This is a genomic window from Thermotoga sp. 2812B (assembly GCF_000789335.1).
In the GTDB taxonomy this organism is placed as follows: domain Bacteria; phylum Thermotogota; class Thermotogae; order Thermotogales; family Thermotogaceae; genus Thermotoga; species Thermotoga maritima.
Genome location: NZ_CP003408.1, coordinates 203945 through 221072, shown reverse-complemented (window position 1 = coordinate 221072; position 17128 = coordinate 203945). Strand labels below are relative to the sequence as shown.

The window sequence follows — 17128 nt, the reverse complement described above, 5'->3', positions numbered from 1 at the left end:
CTTCACTCTCCTTCCTTCATGGCTTCGAGTGGTGAGAGTTTTGACATCATGAGGCTCGGTATCACCATAACGGCTGAAGCAAGGGCGATCACTGTGAGGAGCGAAAGAAGGATAGAAGCTGTTGGTACGGAAACCATGAAAGTTCCGAGGCTTTCAGACATCGCTTCTGAAACGAAATACCCCATGAGAACACCTGAGACGGTACCTATGAGTATTCCTCCGAAGAGGAAGAAAAGGTGTTCTATCAGGAAAGAAGCTACCAGCTGGTTTATTTTCATCCCCACGGCACGGAGTGTTCCCATTATCTTTATCCTGGAAAAATACGATTTCAGAACGAAGAGTAAGAGCCCGGAGGAGGCGGATAAGAATCCAAACAGGAAAATGAACTTTATCACGCTGACGAGCCCCTCTATTCCGCCGTAGAGTTTTTTGAATTCTTCATCCAAGAAGAAAGGATAGGCAAACTTTGAAAGGTAAAACTGCTTCACGCTGGAAGCACTGCTCTCTTCAACTCTTCCAAGAAGCAGCGATAAGGGTTTTACATCGCTGGGGGCGTTTGAGATTGGTGCAATCATGTCGATCGGAACCAGATAATCGTTTTTGTTGTAGATCCCCGCTACTTTAAACTTAACTTCTTTTCTTCCACCAAGTGGAAGGATGGACTTCAGAGTACCTGTTATTTCTTCAAGATCAACGGGATCTCCTATCAAGGCGGTATCAGAGGCTTCCAGAGATCTCGCAGATCCCCGGAGAAGCTTCAGCGTTGAGTTTCTAAAGAACGATTCATCGACGAAAGCGATCATTTTTTCTCCTCTTTCCGTTTTCAAAGTGCAGAGGTAAACTCTGGAAGGATCTTTCAGTTCCTCGTGGACGGGAAGAGATGTTTTCGCCAACAAGGACCTGAATGGATTTTCCAGAACCAGAAAGTTGTATCCAAAGAGTCCTCCTTTCACCTTTTCTTGAACGAATCGGTCCGCACTGGCCGATAGTATATTGAAGACAGTGACGGAGAAAATCAGGAAAGCGAAGGTCAGGGAAACTGTGATTCCTTTCTTTGGAAAGCGCTGGACGTAGGACAATCCTATCAGTAGGGAAAGATTTCCCCTGGACATGAGGTTGTTGAAAACGTTTTTTGAAAGAAGAACCATCGAAAAAACCAGAAGAGTCACACCAAAGAAAATGGCGGACCCTTTGTTCAGAGATGAAAAGATGAAGGCTTTCTCACTTTGAAGGTTCAAACTGGAAAAGAATCCCATACCGAGATTCAAAGTACCGAGAGCCATCATGATGAATGGATTTCTGAGTTTGATGGCGATGATCAGTGACAGAAAAACCACAGAAAACACCCGAAGTTCGGAGAAGAAAAGAACGAAGCTCAAAAGCACAGCAAAGATCACGAGTTTCCAGGAGACATCCAGCTGTTCTCCCATTTCTCTGTAAACGGGCGGTTTTCCAGTTATTTCTCTCGCTTTCAGAAAGAAAAGGAACATCGGGAAAAGAACCCCGAGTCCAAGGGAAAGAAGGAGCGTTCTGATCGAAAGGTGAAATCCTATTTTATCAATGTGGAAAAACGAAGATGAGATCACATCGACGACTTCCTGAAAACGGCTCAAAAGAAACTTTCCGACGAAAATTCCGATCAACACACCCGCTGATGCCGACATCAAAGAGTACATGAATCCTTCCAGAAGCAGTATTCCCCACTCTTCTTTTCTTCTGAGCCCTATCTTTCTCAGAGTCACGAGTGTGGAGCTCCTGTCTCTTATCACGTCCTCACAGAACATGTAAAAAACCAGGAAACCAACGAAGATCGAAATACCGGAAAAGGCGAGTGTTACGTAAGCAAGGGACTTGTTAATCGGAGATTTGAGAAAGCTGTACTTTATATTCCTCACCCTAAGATTTGTTTCTATGGTTGTTTCTTCGTGCTTTTCAACCGGAAGATCGTAGTGAAGGTAACACTTCGTGGGAAAAACTCCGTCAAAATCTTTCACGTTGATGAAAACAGTTCCCGAGAGGCTCGCCGATTCGCCTTTGAAATTCAAAAAACCTTTCTCACCGATTTTTACAACGGTGAATTCCTTACTCCCCGATGAAAAAAGCAGTGTGATTCTGTCTCCCACCTTCAGGTTCATCAGTTCTGCGATGGACTTTCCAACTATGGCCTCTCCTGGATTCAAAGTCAGTGACTCGCCAACGAAATCTGAGAGGTATTCCGGTTCTGTGGCTATCACGAGAACGTCCAGAGTGTTGTTCAACCTGGCACTACCTTCTGAGACTGGAAGAACACCTTTCACCTGTTTTTTCAGGTTTTCTATTTCAGAATCGTCGATTTTTGAGGTTGCGAAGGAGAAAAAGAGAAAGGAAGGGCTTTTTGGCTCCGCCACGGCATCTGCGTTGCCGAAGTTTTCTTCTATCCTTTCCCATTTCCACACGTTTATCGAATCCGAAAGAGAAAGCGCTCCCGTTACCAGCGACAGGCTGATTGCCAATCCTAAGATCACAACGAGGGAGATCTTCAAATTTTTTGTGAAGTTTCTCAGAGCGATTTTCAGAATCACAGATGTTCCCTCCACAAATGTTAGAATTTTCTTCGGAGGTGTCGCTTTTGGATTCAGTAAAAAACATTCTTCTCGAGTACGGACTGAGATTTCAAGAACCGCAGATAGAAAAGGTAGATAAGTACATCGAGGAACTCCTGAGAGTTCCCTACAATCTCACTGCTCACAGGGATTTAGACTCTGCTGTCCATAAAAATGTTGTAGAAATTCTACTTCCTTTGAAAGAAGAACTGAAAGGGACACTCCTGGACGTGGGATCAGGCAATGGTGTCCCAGGGCTTATTTTAGCGATCTTTTTTCCGAAACTCAAGGTGGTACTTCTGGATTCAAGAGAAAAGTCGGTGAATTTTCTCAGAGGAGTGATAGAAAAGCTGGATCTGGAAAATGTCTCTGTTGTCAAAGAAAGGGCAGAGAACTTCTCTAAAGAGAGGCGAGAGGAATTCGATTACGTCACAGCCAGAGCCGTGGCACGATTGAACATTCTGGTGGAGATCTGCGCTCCAGCACTGAAAACTGGTGGGAAACTTCTTTTCTACAAAGGGCCTTCGTACAGAGAGGAACTGAAAGAGGCGCAGAGAGCCATGAAGGAGCTGAAGGTGGAGCTCGAAGAGGTACGAGAGTATTCTCTAAAAACCGGTGAAAGAAGGGCGCTACTGATACTCAGAAAATACGAGAGTTCTCCTGAAAAATATCCAAGGAGGGTGGGTGTACCATTCAAGAGACCTTTGTTGTGATTGAAAAAGGTGTTTTCCCTGGTGCGTTGAACATGGCCATCGACAGTCTGATGACGGAGTGGTCCGCAAAGATGAACGCGGTGTTGTTCAGGCTCTACGGTTGGGAAAGGCCCACTGTTTCTCTGGGTCGTTTTCAAAAGAAAGACGGAATAAACGTTCCTGATTGGATAGATGTTGTGAGAAGACCTTCTGGAGGCAGGGCTCTGCTCCATCACCGCGAGATAACCTATTGTCTTGCGGTTCCCAGAAGAATGGATGCCGGTAAGCTTTCTGTTCTGGAATTTCACAGACTGGTACACAGTTTGATAAGGGACGCTCTAGTAAAAGTCGGGGTGCCCGCTGAGTTGTCAAGCGAAAGACGGGGGAACACGGCGCTTTGTTTTGATGCTCCGTCGAGGTACGAGATCGTTATCAACGGTGTCAAAGTGGTGGGAAGTGCCCAGTTCAGAACGGCCGAGTCCATCGTTGAACATGGATCCATAGTTTTGAAGCAGGATATCGATCTTCTGAAAACCATCTTTGGCGAGGACGTTCCTCCTTTGAAGGGCATCCTGGATCTCTACGATGTTGATGTGAAGGCTCTGGAAGAAAGAATCTTAGCGCAGTTTGAGAAGGTTTTCGGTACTTCGAGGAAGATACAGCTGGACGGCAGCATGTTGAAAGAAGCGAGGGAAAGAACCCCTCTTTATGAGGTGAGGAGGAGATAGTTTGGGGAAGCTGATCATAGTGGGAACACCTATAGGGAACCTCGAAGATATCACCATCAGGGCTTTGAAGACGCTCAGGGAGGTTGATCTGATACTCGCAGAGGATACCAGAAGGACCGTGGTTCTTCTCAACAAATACAGAATAAAAAAACCTCTTCTTTCGTTCAACGAGAGAAATTCGAAGAAAAGAATAAAAGAAGTTTTGCCGCTTCTCAAAGAGGAGAAGAAAATAGCCCTTGTCAGCGACGCGGGGATGCCGGTGATCTCCGATCCAGGATACAATCTTGTAGAAAGGTGCTGGAAAGAGGGTATAGAGGTGGATATCGTTCCGGGACCTAGTGCTCTGACGAGTGCCGTCGCGGTGAGCGGATTTCCAGGTTCGAAATTCATCTTCGAGGGTTTTCTGCCGCGTGGAAAAAATAGAAGAAGACTCCTCAAATCCTTGAAGAAAGAAAACAGAGTGATTGTGTTCTTCGAGTCACCGGAAAGGTTACTCTCAACTCTGAGAGATATTCTGGAGATAATTGGGGATCGAGAAGTGTTCATCGCAAGAGAAATGACGAAGCTTCATCAGGAATTCTTCAGAGGAAAGGTGAGCGAGGCCATTTCTCACTTTGAAAAGAAGAAACCTCTCGGTGAGATTACAGTGGTGCTATCTGGGAAGGAGTGAGAACGTGAAGCAACCTTTTGAAAGAATTCTCAGAGAGATCTGTTTCATGGTGAAGGTGGAAGGCAGAAAGGTGTTGAGAGACTTCGGCATAACACCGGCTCAGTTCGACATTCTTCAGAAGATCTATTTCGAAGGTCCCAAACGTCCAGGAGAACTCAGTATTCTGCTGGGAGTTGCGAAGAGCACGGTGACCGGTCTGGTGAAAAGACTTGAGGCGGACGGTTATCTGACGCGCACTCCAGACCCCGCGGACCGGAGAGCCTACTTTCTGGTTATAACGAGAAAAGGAGAGGAGGTCATAGAAAAGGTCATCGAACGAAGGGAGAATTTCATCGAGAAGATCACAAGCGATCTTGGTAAAGAAAAATCCTCAAAGATACTCGACTATCTGAAGGAGTTGAAGGGCGTTATGGAGAGAAATTTTTCCAAACAATAAACCGGCCGTTCACGGGGTGTTTTCAAGGATGTTTTAAGGTTGAAGAGGGAGGTGAAGTCTTTGAGAAAGATCCTTGTTCTTGGGTTGGTAGTGATAAGCATTCTCCTGCTTTCACAGAATATAAAGGATTTAGAACCAGACTCTCCGTTTTTCGAAGCCGTGAACTACGTGGTGAAAGCAGGCATCATGGAGCTCGATGACAAGGGGAACTTCAGGGGAGCGCTCCTCGTGACTCGATACGACGTGGCGCAGTACATCTACAGACTGGTCATGAGATTCGAACTTGAAAAACTCAAAGAAAAGCTCCCGCTGCTCGATGAGCTCGATATTGTAAAAGCAGCCACAATCGCTCTCGATGAACGAACTTCCAATCTGGAAAAGAACTACAATTCTTTGAACTCTCGTGTCGATTCTGCTGTACTCGAAATTACCTCCGCGGCGAGTGAAGTTTCAGAGTTGAAGACAAAGATCGATTCTCTGGAAGAAGCGTTCAACAATTTATCGCTGGCTTTCACCAGCTTCAAGCAGGAAACAGCTGGAATAGATTCGGAGATACTGAGGAGAATAGACGTTGTGGAAAAAAACCTCAAGAAGCTTGAAGAGAGTTCACAACAGAATACCTCGAGACTGACTCTTCTGGAAAAGAATCTGGAAAACGTGTCAAAAGAGATGACCTCTCTTGAAGGAGCAATCACTCAGCTCAGTTCAGACACGCGCAACCTTCTCACCTGGAAACAGGACGCGGGCGAGGATATCCTCATGCTGAAGGGAAGAACAGGAAGTCTTTCAGAAGAGTTGAACCAGCTTCGCAAAGAATTGGACTCACTCTCCTCGGATGTGGTGAATCTGAAAAACGAAATGAACCAGAAGGTTTCTGCCGTTTCCAGCAGAGTCTCCGCTCAGGAGGAAAAGGTCTCTGATCTGGAAAAGAGTATCCTTCAGATAACAGCAAAATTTCAGATGCTGGAGTCCAGCGTGGAAAACCTGAAAAGCGATCTGGAAAACCTGAATAAACGTTTCTCCGGACTGGAAGAATCCGTCGCTGAAGATCAGCAAAACAGAACGACAATGGAGAGTGAAATCCAGGATCTGAAAAAGCAGGTAAGCGACCTTTCAAAGAAGATCGAAAGGCTCTCTTCGGACTTGACAGCACTTTCCCAGAGGGTGGAAGAAAAAGAGAAATCTTCGCTCCAGATGGATACCAGTACGCTGATGGTGATCGGTGCCGGTGCTCTTGCCCTTCTTCTGGGAATCATTCTTCTTGCGGGGCGATGAGCGTGACAAAGGGAATAGCGTTCGCAGCGGGAGGAGTCAAAGGGGCGGCTCACGTTGCTTTACTGGAAAGATCTGGAGACGTGTTCGATGTGGTCACCGGATCATCGATAGGAGCCGTTGTAGGAGGTCTGTACGCGCTCTACGGAGAGCCCGCTTTGGTGAAAGACATCACCTTTTCTCTCATGAAGAAACACTTCGAAGACCTGAAAAAGACGGAATCGGAGAACACCTGGAGAGGATTGTTTCAGCGCTCTCTTTTCAAGGCGGACCTGCTGTTTTCTGTTCTCAAAGAGGCTTTTGGTAGAAAGAAATTTTCTGACTGCAAGAAGACGCTCGGTGTTGTGGTCTTCGATACAGAAAACATGGATTCTCTCCTTGTGACAGAAGGATTTCTAATAGATGCCGTCGTGGCGAGCAGTTCTGTGCCGGGATATTTCGAGCCGATCTGGATAGGAGGGACTCCCTCTCTGGATGGTGGGGTTCTTGCACCCACACCGGTTTCTCAGGCGCGGGAACTCGGAGCAGACTTCGTCGTAGCTTCCGCTTTCAACAGAGAGAGAAAAGACGGATTTAAGAATCATTTCGAGATGTTCTTTGTGATGGACAGGTGGAAGGAGATACTCCTGGAAAGGGAAGAACTTTCAAAAGCGGATTTTGTGGTGATGCACGATGTGAACGAGCCCTGGAACGCCTTTGATAAGTACGAAGAAATCTACAGAAAAGCACTTAAAAATCTAAGGGGAGTGATTTTACCCTGGTAATTTCGTTCGGTGGAGACAGCGGTGCTTATCTGGGAGTCATAGGGGTGCTGAAATTTTTAAAAGATTCGAAAGTCGATTTCACGGTGAGGTGCTGTGGAATTTCCTCCATTCCCTGCGCTCTTTTTTTCCTTACAAGATCTACTAACAGGACGTACTCGATTCTGGTGAAGGAATGGAAGAACATTGAAAAGCTTCTCGATCCTTTCTTCACGAAAGGCATAGATCAGCTTTCAATGGTGGATGCTCTTCGAATACTGATGAGAATCGGTGACACGCTGAACGGTGTTCGAAATCACGAGCGCCTGTACAGGTACATAGATTCGCTGTTCCCCGCACAGAAAATCCCAGGGGGTCTTGAAATCTGGGCTTTCGATCTTTTTGAAGGAAAGGAAGTGGTTTTCAAAGAGGGAGACGATCTGAGAAGAGCGCTCAAGATTTCTCTTTCCTTTCCGATACTCTACCGCCCGTACGAAGACAGGTACGTTCCCATCACCTGGATCACGGGAGTTCCCGAAGGAGAACTGACGGTCCTTTTCGATGTGGAGAAAGAAAAGAATCCCCCCAGAAACGCGCTCGAGTACCTGTTTTTGTCGACAACAGCCAGAACAAAGCATCTGGAGAAAGAAAGAATAAAAAAGGCTAAGAGCTTGAGAATAGCGTGTTCTTCCCTTTCTCCAGTTTCTACAACGCGACGCGCTTACGAAGAGTTCTCCAGATTTTTCGAGGAGGTGGTTCTGTGAAAAAGTCGTTGATCGCGTTCTTCATCCTTGTGAGTCTTTTCGCATTCTCGAAGACAATTCACATAAAGGCGGATTTTGTGAAGCCTTCCGATGAGAGGATAGAGTATTCCGGAAGCGTTGTTCTCAAGATCGAAGAAGAGAACTTTACGCTGAACGCTGACAATTTAATCGTGAAAAAACTGAGTGGAAAGTGGAGAATAACAGAAGCGAGTTCATCTGTAACTGTGACCCTTGAAGACGGGGAGCTGAAAGGAGACACTCTCATTTACGATGTGGAGACCAGAGTAGGAACTATCACAGGAAATGTGAAAGGTGAGTTCATCGATAAAACCAGTACAGAAACGATCTATATGGAGTGCGAACAAATCACCTTCGATCTTGAAGAGGACGTTTTCCAGGGAGCTGGAAAGGTGAAGATTCAAAAGGGTTCAGTTGTGGCAAATTCCGAAGAGGTGGTTTACAAAAGAAAAGACGGCATCATAGAACTCCTCCGCAGTGTGAGGTTGAAGGATAAAGAAAAAGATCTGGAGATGAAAGCAGAGAGAGTGATCATGGATCTTGAAGAAGATACGATGGAAGCGAGTTCCGTGACCGTCACCTTAGAGGTGGAGTGAATGAGAGTCATTACCACACACAGGTCACCCGATTTCGATGCCTTCGCTTCCTGTGTCGCGGCAAAGAAGCTGTTTGATGACCACATCATAGTTCTGCCTTCCAATCCAGCGAGGAATCTCTCCGATTTCCTCAAGGTTTACTCGGATCGGTTTGAATTCGTCTGGGATCATGAGTTTGAAGGTGAGATCACAGAACTTGTGATCGTCGACGCACCTTCTCTGGATCGAATACCGGAGAGCATCAGAAAGAAAGCTCAGGGGGCGAAAATAACAGTCTACGATCACCATGTAGATGAAAGCCCTTACGATGGAATAGTATCGAAGGTAGGAGCCACGATCACGATACTCGTTGAGCTCATTCGAGAGAAAAATATACCACTGGATCCCACCGAAGCCACTCTCTTCATGATCGCTCTCTACGACGACACGGGAAATCTCCTTTTCTCTTCAACCACACCGCGGGATCTGGAGATAGCGAAATTCCTTCTGGAAAATGGAGCAAATCTCGATGAGGTAGCGCTTTACACAAGAGAAGAACTCACTCCTAGGCAGATGGAACTGCTGGACGATTTGATAGAGAACGCACGTGATTATGAAGTGAACGGTGTTCCGATAACCATCTCGATGATAGAGTGCGAGGATTTCGTTGGAGGACTGGGGCTGATCGTGAGTAAAGCCTGGGAAATGATGGGAAAGGAAACCTTCATAGCGATCGTGAAGATGGGAAAGAAGATCTACGTTATTGGAAGAACCAGTTCACCCGATGTGGATCTCGGCTCTCTCATGAAAGACCTCGGGGGAGGCGGACACACGAGGGCAGCCTCCGCAACTATCACCGGGAAAGAGATCGACGAGGTTTTGAAAGAAGTTTTGAATAGACTCCATGATCACGTGGTGCCACTCCTCCGCGCAAGAGATATCATGTCCTCTCCCGTGAAGGTGGTCCTATCTAACATGACGATAAAAGAAGTGGATAGGTTGATGAAGCAAACCGGACACAGTGGATTTCCGGTCGTTGAGGGGAACAGGCTGGTAGGTATTGTTACGAAGAAAGCGGTCGAAAAGGCGATGAACCATGGTCTGGGAGACAGGCCTGTGAAATCCATCATGTCGACGAACCTGGTGGTGGCGACCCCTGATACTTCTGTAACCAGGTTAAGAGAACTCATGGTGGAGCACGCCATAGGACGAATCCCCATACTGGAAAACGGTATTCTCGTGGGCATCGTGACAAGAAGTGACGTTCTGAGGGCGATATTCGGAAAACCCTTCAAAAAATACGTAATGCCGGTGTTTCAGGCGAACGGACAGATATTCAGAGACGTTTCAAAGCTCCTCGTGGAACGGGTGGATCCGAAGATTTTGAATCTTTTCAGACTCCTCGGGAAGTTCGGTGATGAGGTGAACATGCCCGTTTACGTTGTGGGAGGTTTCGTCCGCGATCTTCTACTCGGTATAAAGAATCTCGATGTAGACATCGTTGTTGAAGGCAACGCGCTGGAATTTGCCGAGTACGCTAAACGTTTTCTACCGGGAAAACTGGTGAAACACGACAAATTCATGACCGCCTCTCTTTTTCTGAAGGGAGGCCTCAGAATAGACATCGCAACAGCAAGACTGGAGTACTACGAATCACCCGCCAAACTCCCCGATGTGGAAATGAGTACGATAAAGAAAGATCTCTACAGGAGAGATTTCACGATAAACGCGATGGCTATAAAGCTGAATCCGAAAGATTTCGGATTGCTGATCGATTTCTTTGGGGGATACAGAGATCTGAAGGAAGGAGTAATACGGGTTCTTCACACCCTGAGTTTTGTAGACGATCCCACAAGGATTCTACGTGCCATTCGGTTTGAGCAACGTTTTGACTTCAGAATAGAAGAAACAACAGAGAGACTCCTGAAACAGGCTGTTGAAGAAGGCTACCTTGAGAGAACAACTGGACCACGTCTCAGACAAGAACTGGAGAAAATACTCGAAGAGAAAAACCCTCTGAAGTCGATCAGAAGGATGGCACAGTTCGATGTGATAAAACATCTGTTTCCAAAAACCTATTACACACCTTCCATGGACGAGAAGATGGAAAATCTCTTCAGAAACATTCCGTGGGTGGAGGAGAACTTCGGAGAGGTTGACAAATTCTACGCGGTGCTCCACGTGTTCCTCGAGTTCTACGACGACGAGAGCTGGAAAGAAGTGAGGGATAGATATTCTCTTCGCAGGAATTTGATAAATGAGATCAGGCATGTAGAAAAGAGTGCGCCCGCTCTTTTAGAAATGCTTTCAGAAAGGGTTCCTGCTTCCTTTGTTTATCCTCTTGTGAAGGGTGTTTCGAACGAAACGATCTGTCACTTCTTAGCGTATCTCAGCGGTGAGAAAGAAGAGCTGTTCAAATCTTATCTTTTGAAGATAAAGAACACGAAGCTCGAAAAGATAAACGGAGAGTATCTCATCAGAAAAGGAATAACATCCGGTAAAATAATTGGAGAGGTTCTCGAGAAGATTCTCATGAAAAAACTCGATGGAGACACAAGAGATGAAGAGGAGATACTGGAGGAAGTCCTGGCATCATTAGAAACGGAGGGATAAGATGAGTCTGAGGGATAAGATCGAAGAATTGAAGAAACTCGAGAAAGAGATTGAACAGGGTGGCGGTCCTGAGAAAGTAGAAAAACAGCATAGAGCTGGAAAACTCACCGCCTGGGAAAGGTTAGAACTGCTTCTCGATCCAGGAACGTTCGTGGAGATCGACAAGTTCGTGAAACACAGAAACACGTACTTTGGGCTCGACAAGGTGAAACTTCCAAGGGATGGAGTCATTACAGGTGTGGGAGAGATAAACGGAAGAAAAGTCGCCGTTTTCTCCCAGGACTTCACGGTGATGGGCGGTTCACTGGGAGAAATGCACGCGAAGAAGATTGTAAAGCTCCTCGATCTGGCTCTCAAGATGGGAATACCGGTGATCGGTATAAACGATTCTGGAGGCGCACGAATTCAGGAAGGTGTGGATGCACTCGCCGGTTACGGCGAAATATTTTTGAGGAACACCCTCGCTTCCGGTGTGGTACCACAGATCACCGTGATAGCTGGTCCCTGTGCTGGTGGGGCTGTCTATTCTCCCGCCCTCACCGATTTCATCGTGATGGTAGACCAGACCGCCAGGATGTTTATAACGGGGCCGAACGTGATAAAGGCGGTGACGGGTGAAGAGATCTCCCAGGAGGATCTGGGAGGTGCCATGGTTCACAATCAGAAGAGTGGAAACGCTCACTTTCTGGCAGACAACGATGAAAAAGCCATGTCTCTGGTGAGAACACTTCTTTCGTACCTTCCCTCCAACAACGCCGAAGAACCACCCGTTGAGGATCCCGATACCAGTCTGGAAACTCCAGAGGACATTCTCGATATCCTTCCGGACAATCCGAACAAGGGATACGATGTGAGAGATGTCATCAAAAGAGTAGTGGATCACGGGGAGTTCTTCGAGGTTCAGCCTTACTTTGCAAAGAACATCGTCATAGGCTTTGCCAGAATCCAGGGAAAGACAGTGGGAATAGTGGCGAATCAGCCTTCCGTACTCGCCGGTGTTCTGGATATTGATTCCTCCGACAAAGCGGCGCGTTTCATCAGGTTCCTCGACGCCTTCAACATTCCTATTCTGACCTTCGTGGACACCCCCGGTTATCTCCCCGGTGTCGCTCAGGAACACGGCGGCATCATAAGACACGGAGCGAAGCTGCTCTACGCGTACAGCGAGGCAACGGTCCCGAAGATCACGGTCATTCTCCGAAAGGCTTATGGAGGAGCGTACATCGCCATGGGGAGCAAACATCTGGGGGCGGATATGGTGCTTGCCTGGCCGTCCGCCGAGATCGCAGTCATGGGGCCTGAAGGCGCAGCGAATATTATCTTCAAAAGGGAAATAGAGGCTTCTTCCAATCCAGAAGAAACGAGAAGAAAGCTCATCGAAGAATACAAACAGCAGTTCGCGAATCCGTACATAGCGGCGAGCAGAGGATACGTAGACATGGTGATAGATCCGAGAGAGACAAGAAAATACATAATGAGGGCACTTGAAGTCTGCGAAACTAAGGTTGAGTACAGACCGAAGAAAAAGCATGGAAACATCCCTCTGTGAGGTGAGGTAATGATCACCATCTTTCTGTTCGGAATAGTGACAGTGTTCTTTGTATTTCTTATTCTGTATTTGTTCTCCATTGTTTTGAAGTTTTTCTCGGGAAAAGAGAAACCCGCTGTTGTTGAAGAAAAGAAGACCAGGTATTCAGAAGAGAACGAAGAGGTGATAGCAGTTATCTCAGCGGTGCTTTCGCAGGTAATCGAAGGTGAATACAGAATAGTTTCTGTGAAAAAAAGCAGAGAAAAACGAGGATACGAGGCGTGGAAAAAAACCGGCTGGAGGAGGAGAAGATGGTCAGAAAGTTCAGAGTGGTGGTGAACGGAAAGGAATACATTGTGGAAGTGGAAGAAATAGGAAACGTTCGTAAAAAGGAACCAGCTGAGAAACCAGCAAAAGAAGTGTCTCAGAAAACGGTTCAGGAAATTCCCAAGGAAGAACCAAAACCAGTTGTGATGGAAAGAGAAGAGTCTCCGGATCAGGAAGAAAAACTGGTTAAGGCTCCCATGGCGGGTATCGTGTTGAAGGTGCTTGTAAAAGAGGGTCAAAAGGTGAACGTGGGAGATAAACTTCTTGTTTTTGAAGCCATGAAGATGGAAAACGAGCTTCAGTCCGAGTTTTCTGGAACAGTAAAGGAGATCCTCGTGAAAGAAGGAGACAACATAGAAACAGGTCAGATACTCATGAAGATCGTGTGAGGGGGGATGAAGATGGAACTGAAAGTGGTGACGTTCAAGCTGGGAAATCAGGTGTTCGGTGTGGACATCATGAAAGTGGAGAGCATCGTCGAAGTGGAAAAGATCGTTCCCGTTCCAGAGACAGCAGAGTACATAGAGGGGGTCATGAACCTCAGAGGGAAGATCATCCCGGTGGTGAATCTCAGGAAGAAGTTCAAGATGCCGGACATGGAGGACAAGAAGAGGGCGAAGATCATTGTTTCGATGGTGAAAGACACACTGATAGGTTTCCTGGTGGACGATGTGAGCGAGGTTCTGACGCTCACAGAGAGTGACATCGAACAGCCTCCCCAGAATCTTTCGGGAAAAGGAAAGAACTACATTCTCGGGCTTGCTAAAGTTCGTGACGATATCGTGATTATTCTGAACATAGAAGAGGTTCTCACTTCGGAGGAACTGGTGGAGATCAGCAACATCAACGTGTGAAAACTGGAGGTGCATCGATGAGAATAACCAACACCCTGACAGGAAAAAAAGAAGAATTTGTGCCTATTCAACCCGGTGTTGTGAGGATGTACGTGTGCGGACCCACCGTGTACGATCTCATCCACGTGGGGAACGCGAGACCCGCGTTGGTATTCGATGTGTTCAGGAGGTACCTCGAGTACAGGGGTTACAGGGTCATAATGGTTCAGAATTTCACGGATATAGACGACAAGATCATAAACAAGGCGAATCAGCTCGGTGTCGATTACAAGACCGTGGCAGATACCTTCATAGCCGAGTACTGGAGAGACGCACATGCGCTTGGTATAAGACCGGCGAATTTTCATCCAAGAACCACCGATTTCGTTGAAGACATTGTTGAGATAATAGAAAAACTCGTAGAAAAAGGGTTCGCGTATCAAACGGAAACGGGTGTCTATTTCGATGTGAGAAAGTTCGAAAAGTACGGTGAACTCTCCAAAAAGAAGATAGAGGATCTCATCGCGGGTGCCAGAGTCGAGGTGGACGAAACGAAGAAGTCTCCTCTCGATTTCTCGCTCTGGAAAAAGGCCAAACCCGGTGAACCCTGCTGGAAGTCCCCCTGGGGAGAGGGAAGACCAGGTTGGCACATAGAGTGTACGGTTATGTCCGTGAAAATCCTGGGAGAGAGTTTCGATATACACGCGGGTGGAGAAGATCTCGTGTTTCCGCACCACGAGAACGAGAAGGCTCAGGCCGAAGCCCTGACCGGTAAGGTTTTTGCGAGATACTGGATGCACAACGGCATGGTCAGGTTCCTCGGTGATAAGATGAGTAAATCGACGGGAAACATCTTCACCGTCCGTGAAGCCGTGAAAAGATACGGCAGAGACGGTCTGAGATACATGATTCTCTCAAAGCACTACAGGTCGCCGATGGACTTCTCTGAAGAACTCCTTCAGGATTACTCCAGGGCGGTCAAACGTGTTTGGGAGATTCTGGGACGATACGAAAAATCTGGAGATATCGGGATACCTAAGAGAAACGCTGTTTACGAAGAGTACGTTAATCGTTTTGTGGAAGCTCTCGACGACGATTTCAACACACCAGTAGCGGTGTCCTTGATTTTTGAGCTCGCAAGAAACCTCAGCAAAGCGATGGATGACAACGACCGTGAGGATGCCCTTCTCTACTATCACCTGATCAGAAGGGAGTTCGGCCCCGTTCTGGGACTTTTCGATCTCAACGAAGAGAAGAAAGAAGTTTCCTCTGAAGAACTGCTCAAACTGCTGATAGAAGTGAGAGATGTCTTGAGGAAGGAAAAAAGATACGATCTTTCTGATCGAATAAGGGATCGCCTCAGGGAGATTGGAATCATTTTGAAGGATACCCCTTCGGGGACAGAATACACTGTCGAGTGAGGTGATTTTTCGTGTGGAAGCATGTAAAACAGGTTGATCCCGAAATATACGAAGTTCTTGTGAACGAGTTGAAGCGTCAGGAGTACGGCCTGGAGCTGATCGCCTCTGAGAACTTCGCGTCACTCGCTGTCATAGAAACCATGGGAAGCATGCTCACCAACAAGTATGCGGAGGGATACCCGAAGAAGAGATACTACGGTGGCTGCGAGTGGGTGGATCGAGCAGAAGAACTCGCTATAGAGAGAGCGAAGAGGTTGTTTGGAGCCAAATTTGCGAACGTTCAGCCGCACTCCGGTTCTCAGGCGAACATGGCGGTTTATCTGGCACTCGCCCAGCCCGGAGACACGATCATGGGAATGTCCCTGTCACACGGGGGACATCTCACCCATGGAGCACCGGTGAATTTCTCAGGGAAGATCTTCAAGGTGGTACCCTACGGAGTCAATCTGGAAACGGAAACGATAGATTACGATGAGGTCAGAAGACTCGCTCTGGAACACAAGCCGAAGATAATCGTTGCGGGTGGAAGTGCTTACGCCAGGATCATCGATTTCAAAAGATTCAGAGAGATAGCCGATGAGGTGGGAGCATATTTGATGGTGGATATGGCTCACTTTGCCGGACTCGTCGCTGCTGGAATTCATCCAAATCCCTTGGAATACGCCCACGTGGTGACTTCCACCACACACAAGACTCTCAGGGGCCCCAGAGGTGGTTTGATACTCACGAACGATCCGGAGATCGCCAAAGCCGTGGATAAAACTATCTTCCCCGGTATCCAGGGTGGTCCTCTCATGCACGTCATAGCGGCGAAAGCTGTCTGTTTCAAAGAAGCCATGACGGAGGAGTTCAAAGAGTACCAGAAGCAGGTGGTCAAAAATGCTAAAAAGATGGCTGAAGAGTTCCAGAAACGAGGTTACAGGATCGTTTCTGGAGGAACTGATACACACCTGTTCCTGGTGGATCTCACACCAAAAGACATAACGGGTAAAGCGGCGGAAAAGGCCCTGGAAAGCTGTGGTATCACAGTGAACAAAAACACCATTCCCAACGAAAAGAGATCTCCGTTCGTGGCGAGCGGTATCAGAATAGGAACACCCGCTGTTACAACCCGCGGAATGAAGGAAGAAGAGATGGAAGAGATCGCCGAGATGATAGATCTGGTTCTTTCGAACGTGATCGATGAAAACGGAACGGTGAAACCAGAGGTGAGGGAAGAGGTTTCAAAGAAGGTAAGGGAGCTCTGCGAAAGGTTTCCTCTGTACCGTGACAAGATCGAAGGGGTGGAAATATGAAGAATCTCGTTGTGGTGGATCATCCCCTCATAAAGCACAAACTCACGATCATGAGAGACAAGAACACCGGTCCGAAGGAGTTCAGAGAGCTGCTCAGAGAGATAACACTCCTCCTCGCGTACGAAGCCACGAGACATTTGAAGTGCGAGGAAGTAGAGGTGGAAACTCCCATAACGAAAACGATCGGATACCGTATAAACGATAAGGATATCGTGGTGGTTCCTATTCTCAGAGCCGGTCTTGTGATGGCGGATGGTATTCTTGAACTGCTTCCAAACGCATCGGTGGGCCACATAGGAATATACAGAGATCCGGAGACACTTCAAGCGGTGGAATACTACGCCAAGCTGCCTCCTCTCAACGACGACAAAGAGGTCTTTTTGCTGGATCCCATGCTGGCGACGGGTGTTTCTTCGATAAAGGCCATCGAGATTTTGAAGGAGAACGGGGCGAAGAAGATCACGCTGGTGGCTCTGATCGCGGCTCCAGAGGGAGTGGAAGCGGTGGAGAAAAAATACGAAGATGTTAAAATCTACGTTGCAGCACTGGACGAGCGTCTCAACGATCACGGTTACATCATTCCTGGTCTTGGAGATGCGGGTGACAGACTCTTCAGGACAAAATAGAAGAAGGT

The 17128-nt window shown here is 47.2% G+C and carries 17 protein-coding genes; 16 read left to right on the top strand and 1 reads right to left on the bottom strand.

Annotated features, from left to right (window positions below; genetic code table 11):
* Window positions 1–2: 2 nt before the first annotated feature.
* Window positions 3–2561 (bottom strand): FtsX-like permease family protein, encoded by a 2559-nt coding sequence (locus T2812B_RS01150; protein WP_008192697.1) that lies wholly within the window; start codon window positions 2559–2561, stop codon window positions 3–5.
* 47 nt (window positions 2562–2608) lie between these two features.
* Here T2812B_RS01150 and rsmG point away from each other — a divergent pair, with 47 nt between their 5' ends.
* Genes rsmG through upp form a run of 16 tightly spaced genes read left to right on the top strand, consistent with a single transcriptional unit; the run spans window position 2609 to window position 17120 of the window.
* Window positions 2609–3295: a 16S rRNA (guanine(527)-N(7))-methyltransferase RsmG gene (gene rsmG / locus T2812B_RS01145; protein ID WP_008192699.1), complete on the top strand. Its 687-nt coding sequence runs from the start codon at window positions 2609–2611 to the stop codon at window positions 3293–3295.
* Window positions 3292–4002, top strand: a complete 711-nt coding sequence (locus T2812B_RS01140) for a biotin/lipoate A/B protein ligase family protein (RefSeq protein ID WP_008192701.1) — start codon at window positions 3292–3294, stop codon at window positions 4000–4002. Before rsmG ends, T2812B_RS01140 begins: the two co-directional genes overlap by 4 nt.
* Window position 4003: 1 nt before the next feature.
* Window positions 4004–4672: a 16S rRNA (cytidine(1402)-2'-O)-methyltransferase gene (rsmI, locus tag T2812B_RS01135; RefSeq protein WP_008192703.1), complete on the top strand. Its 669-nt coding sequence runs from the start codon at window positions 4004–4006 to the stop codon at window positions 4670–4672.
* 4 nt (window positions 4673–4676) lie between these two features.
* Window positions 4677–5108: a MarR family winged helix-turn-helix transcriptional regulator gene (locus tag T2812B_RS01130; protein WP_008192705.1), complete on the top strand. Its 432-nt coding sequence runs from the start codon at window positions 4677–4679 to the stop codon at window positions 5106–5108.
* 60 nt (window positions 5109–5168) lie between these two features.
* Window positions 5169–6383, top strand: a complete 1215-nt coding sequence (locus tag T2812B_RS01125; protein WP_008192707.1) for an S-layer homology domain-containing protein — start codon at window positions 5169–5171, stop codon at window positions 6381–6383.
* The gene (locus T2812B_RS01120) at window positions 6380–7144 is read left to right on the top strand and encodes a patatin-like phospholipase family protein (protein ID WP_038050739.1); all 765 of its coding nucleotides are present in this window, start codon (window positions 6380–6382) and stop codon (window positions 7142–7144) included. The genes T2812B_RS01125 and T2812B_RS01120 overlap by 4 nt, the downstream gene beginning before the upstream one ends.
* A 44-nt stretch (window positions 7145–7188) precedes the next feature.
* A complete protein-coding gene (locus T2812B_RS01115; RefSeq protein WP_008192711.1) occupies window positions 7189–7884 on the top strand; it encodes a hypothetical protein in 696 nt (231 codons plus the stop codon).
* A complete protein-coding gene (locus T2812B_RS01110) occupies window positions 7881–8498 on the top strand; it encodes an LptA/OstA family protein (RefSeq protein ID WP_008192712.1) in 618 nt (205 codons plus the stop codon). Before T2812B_RS01115 ends, T2812B_RS01110 begins: the two co-directional genes overlap by 4 nt.
* Window positions 8499–11090, top strand: a complete 2592-nt coding sequence (locus tag T2812B_RS01105; protein ID WP_008192714.1) for a CBS domain-containing protein — start codon at window positions 8499–8501, stop codon at window positions 11088–11090.
* Window position 11091: 1 nt separating this feature from the next.
* On the top strand, window positions 11092–12639 hold the full coding sequence (locus T2812B_RS01100) for an acyl-CoA carboxylase subunit beta (protein WP_008192716.1): 1548 nt from the start codon (window positions 11092–11094) through the stop codon (window positions 12637–12639).
* Between the two features lie 9 nt (window positions 12640–12648).
* On the top strand, window positions 12649–12957 hold the full coding sequence (locus T2812B_RS01095; RefSeq protein ID WP_008192719.1) for an OadG family protein: 309 nt from the start codon (window positions 12649–12651) through the stop codon (window positions 12955–12957).
* On the top strand, window positions 12930–13334 hold the full coding sequence (locus T2812B_RS01090) for a biotin/lipoyl-containing protein (protein ID WP_008192721.1): 405 nt from the start codon (window positions 12930–12932) through the stop codon (window positions 13332–13334). The genes T2812B_RS01095 and T2812B_RS01090 overlap by 28 nt, the downstream gene beginning before the upstream one ends.
* Before the next feature lie 12 nt (window positions 13335–13346).
* A complete protein-coding gene (locus T2812B_RS01085) occupies window positions 13347–13799 on the top strand; it encodes a chemotaxis protein CheW (protein WP_008192723.1) in 453 nt (150 codons plus the stop codon).
* Window positions 13800–13816: 17 nt separating this feature from the next.
* On the top strand, window positions 13817–15199 hold the full coding sequence (gene cysS, locus T2812B_RS01080) for a cysteine--tRNA ligase (RefSeq protein ID WP_004081016.1): 1383 nt from the start codon (window positions 13817–13819) through the stop codon (window positions 15197–15199).
* 11 nt (window positions 15200–15210) lie between these two features.
* Window positions 15211–16494 (top strand): serine hydroxymethyltransferase, encoded by a 1284-nt coding sequence (gene glyA / locus T2812B_RS01075; protein WP_008192729.1) that lies wholly within the window; start codon window positions 15211–15213, stop codon window positions 16492–16494.
* Window positions 16491–17120, top strand: a complete 630-nt coding sequence (gene upp / locus T2812B_RS01070) for a uracil phosphoribosyltransferase (RefSeq protein ID WP_004081012.1) — start codon at window positions 16491–16493, stop codon at window positions 17118–17120. The genes glyA and upp overlap by 4 nt, the downstream gene beginning before the upstream one ends.
* Window positions 17121–17128: the final 8 nt, after the last annotated feature.

Bases quoted from the DNA above. Each gene is read 5' to 3' on its own strand.
- T2812B_RS01120 (WP_038050739.1), top strand. From the start codon at position 6,380: ATGAGCGTGACAAAGGGAATAGCGTTCGCAGCGGGAGGAGTCAAAGGG.
- T2812B_RS01105 (WP_008192714.1), top strand. From the start codon at position 8,499: ATGAGAGTCATTACCACACACAGGTCACCCGATTTCGATGCCTTCGCT.
- T2812B_RS01100 (WP_008192716.1), top strand. From the start codon at position 11,092: ATGAGTCTGAGGGATAAGATCGAAGAATTGAAGAAACTCGAGAAAGAG.
- T2812B_RS01095 (WP_008192719.1), top strand. From the start codon at position 12,649: ATGATCACCATCTTTCTGTTCGGAATAGTGACAGTGTTCTTTGTATTT.
- T2812B_RS01090 (WP_008192721.1), top strand. From the start codon at position 12,930: ATGGTCAGAAAGTTCAGAGTGGTGGTGAACGGAAAGGAATACATTGTG.
- T2812B_RS01085 (WP_008192723.1), top strand. From the start codon at position 13,347: ATGGAACTGAAAGTGGTGACGTTCAAGCTGGGAAATCAGGTGTTCGGT.
- cysS (WP_004081016.1), top strand. From the start codon at position 13,817: ATGAGAATAACCAACACCCTGACAGGAAAAAAAGAAGAATTTGTGCCT.
- upp (WP_004081012.1), top strand. From the start codon at position 16,491: ATGAAGAATCTCGTTGTGGTGGATCATCCCCTCATAAAGCACAAACTC.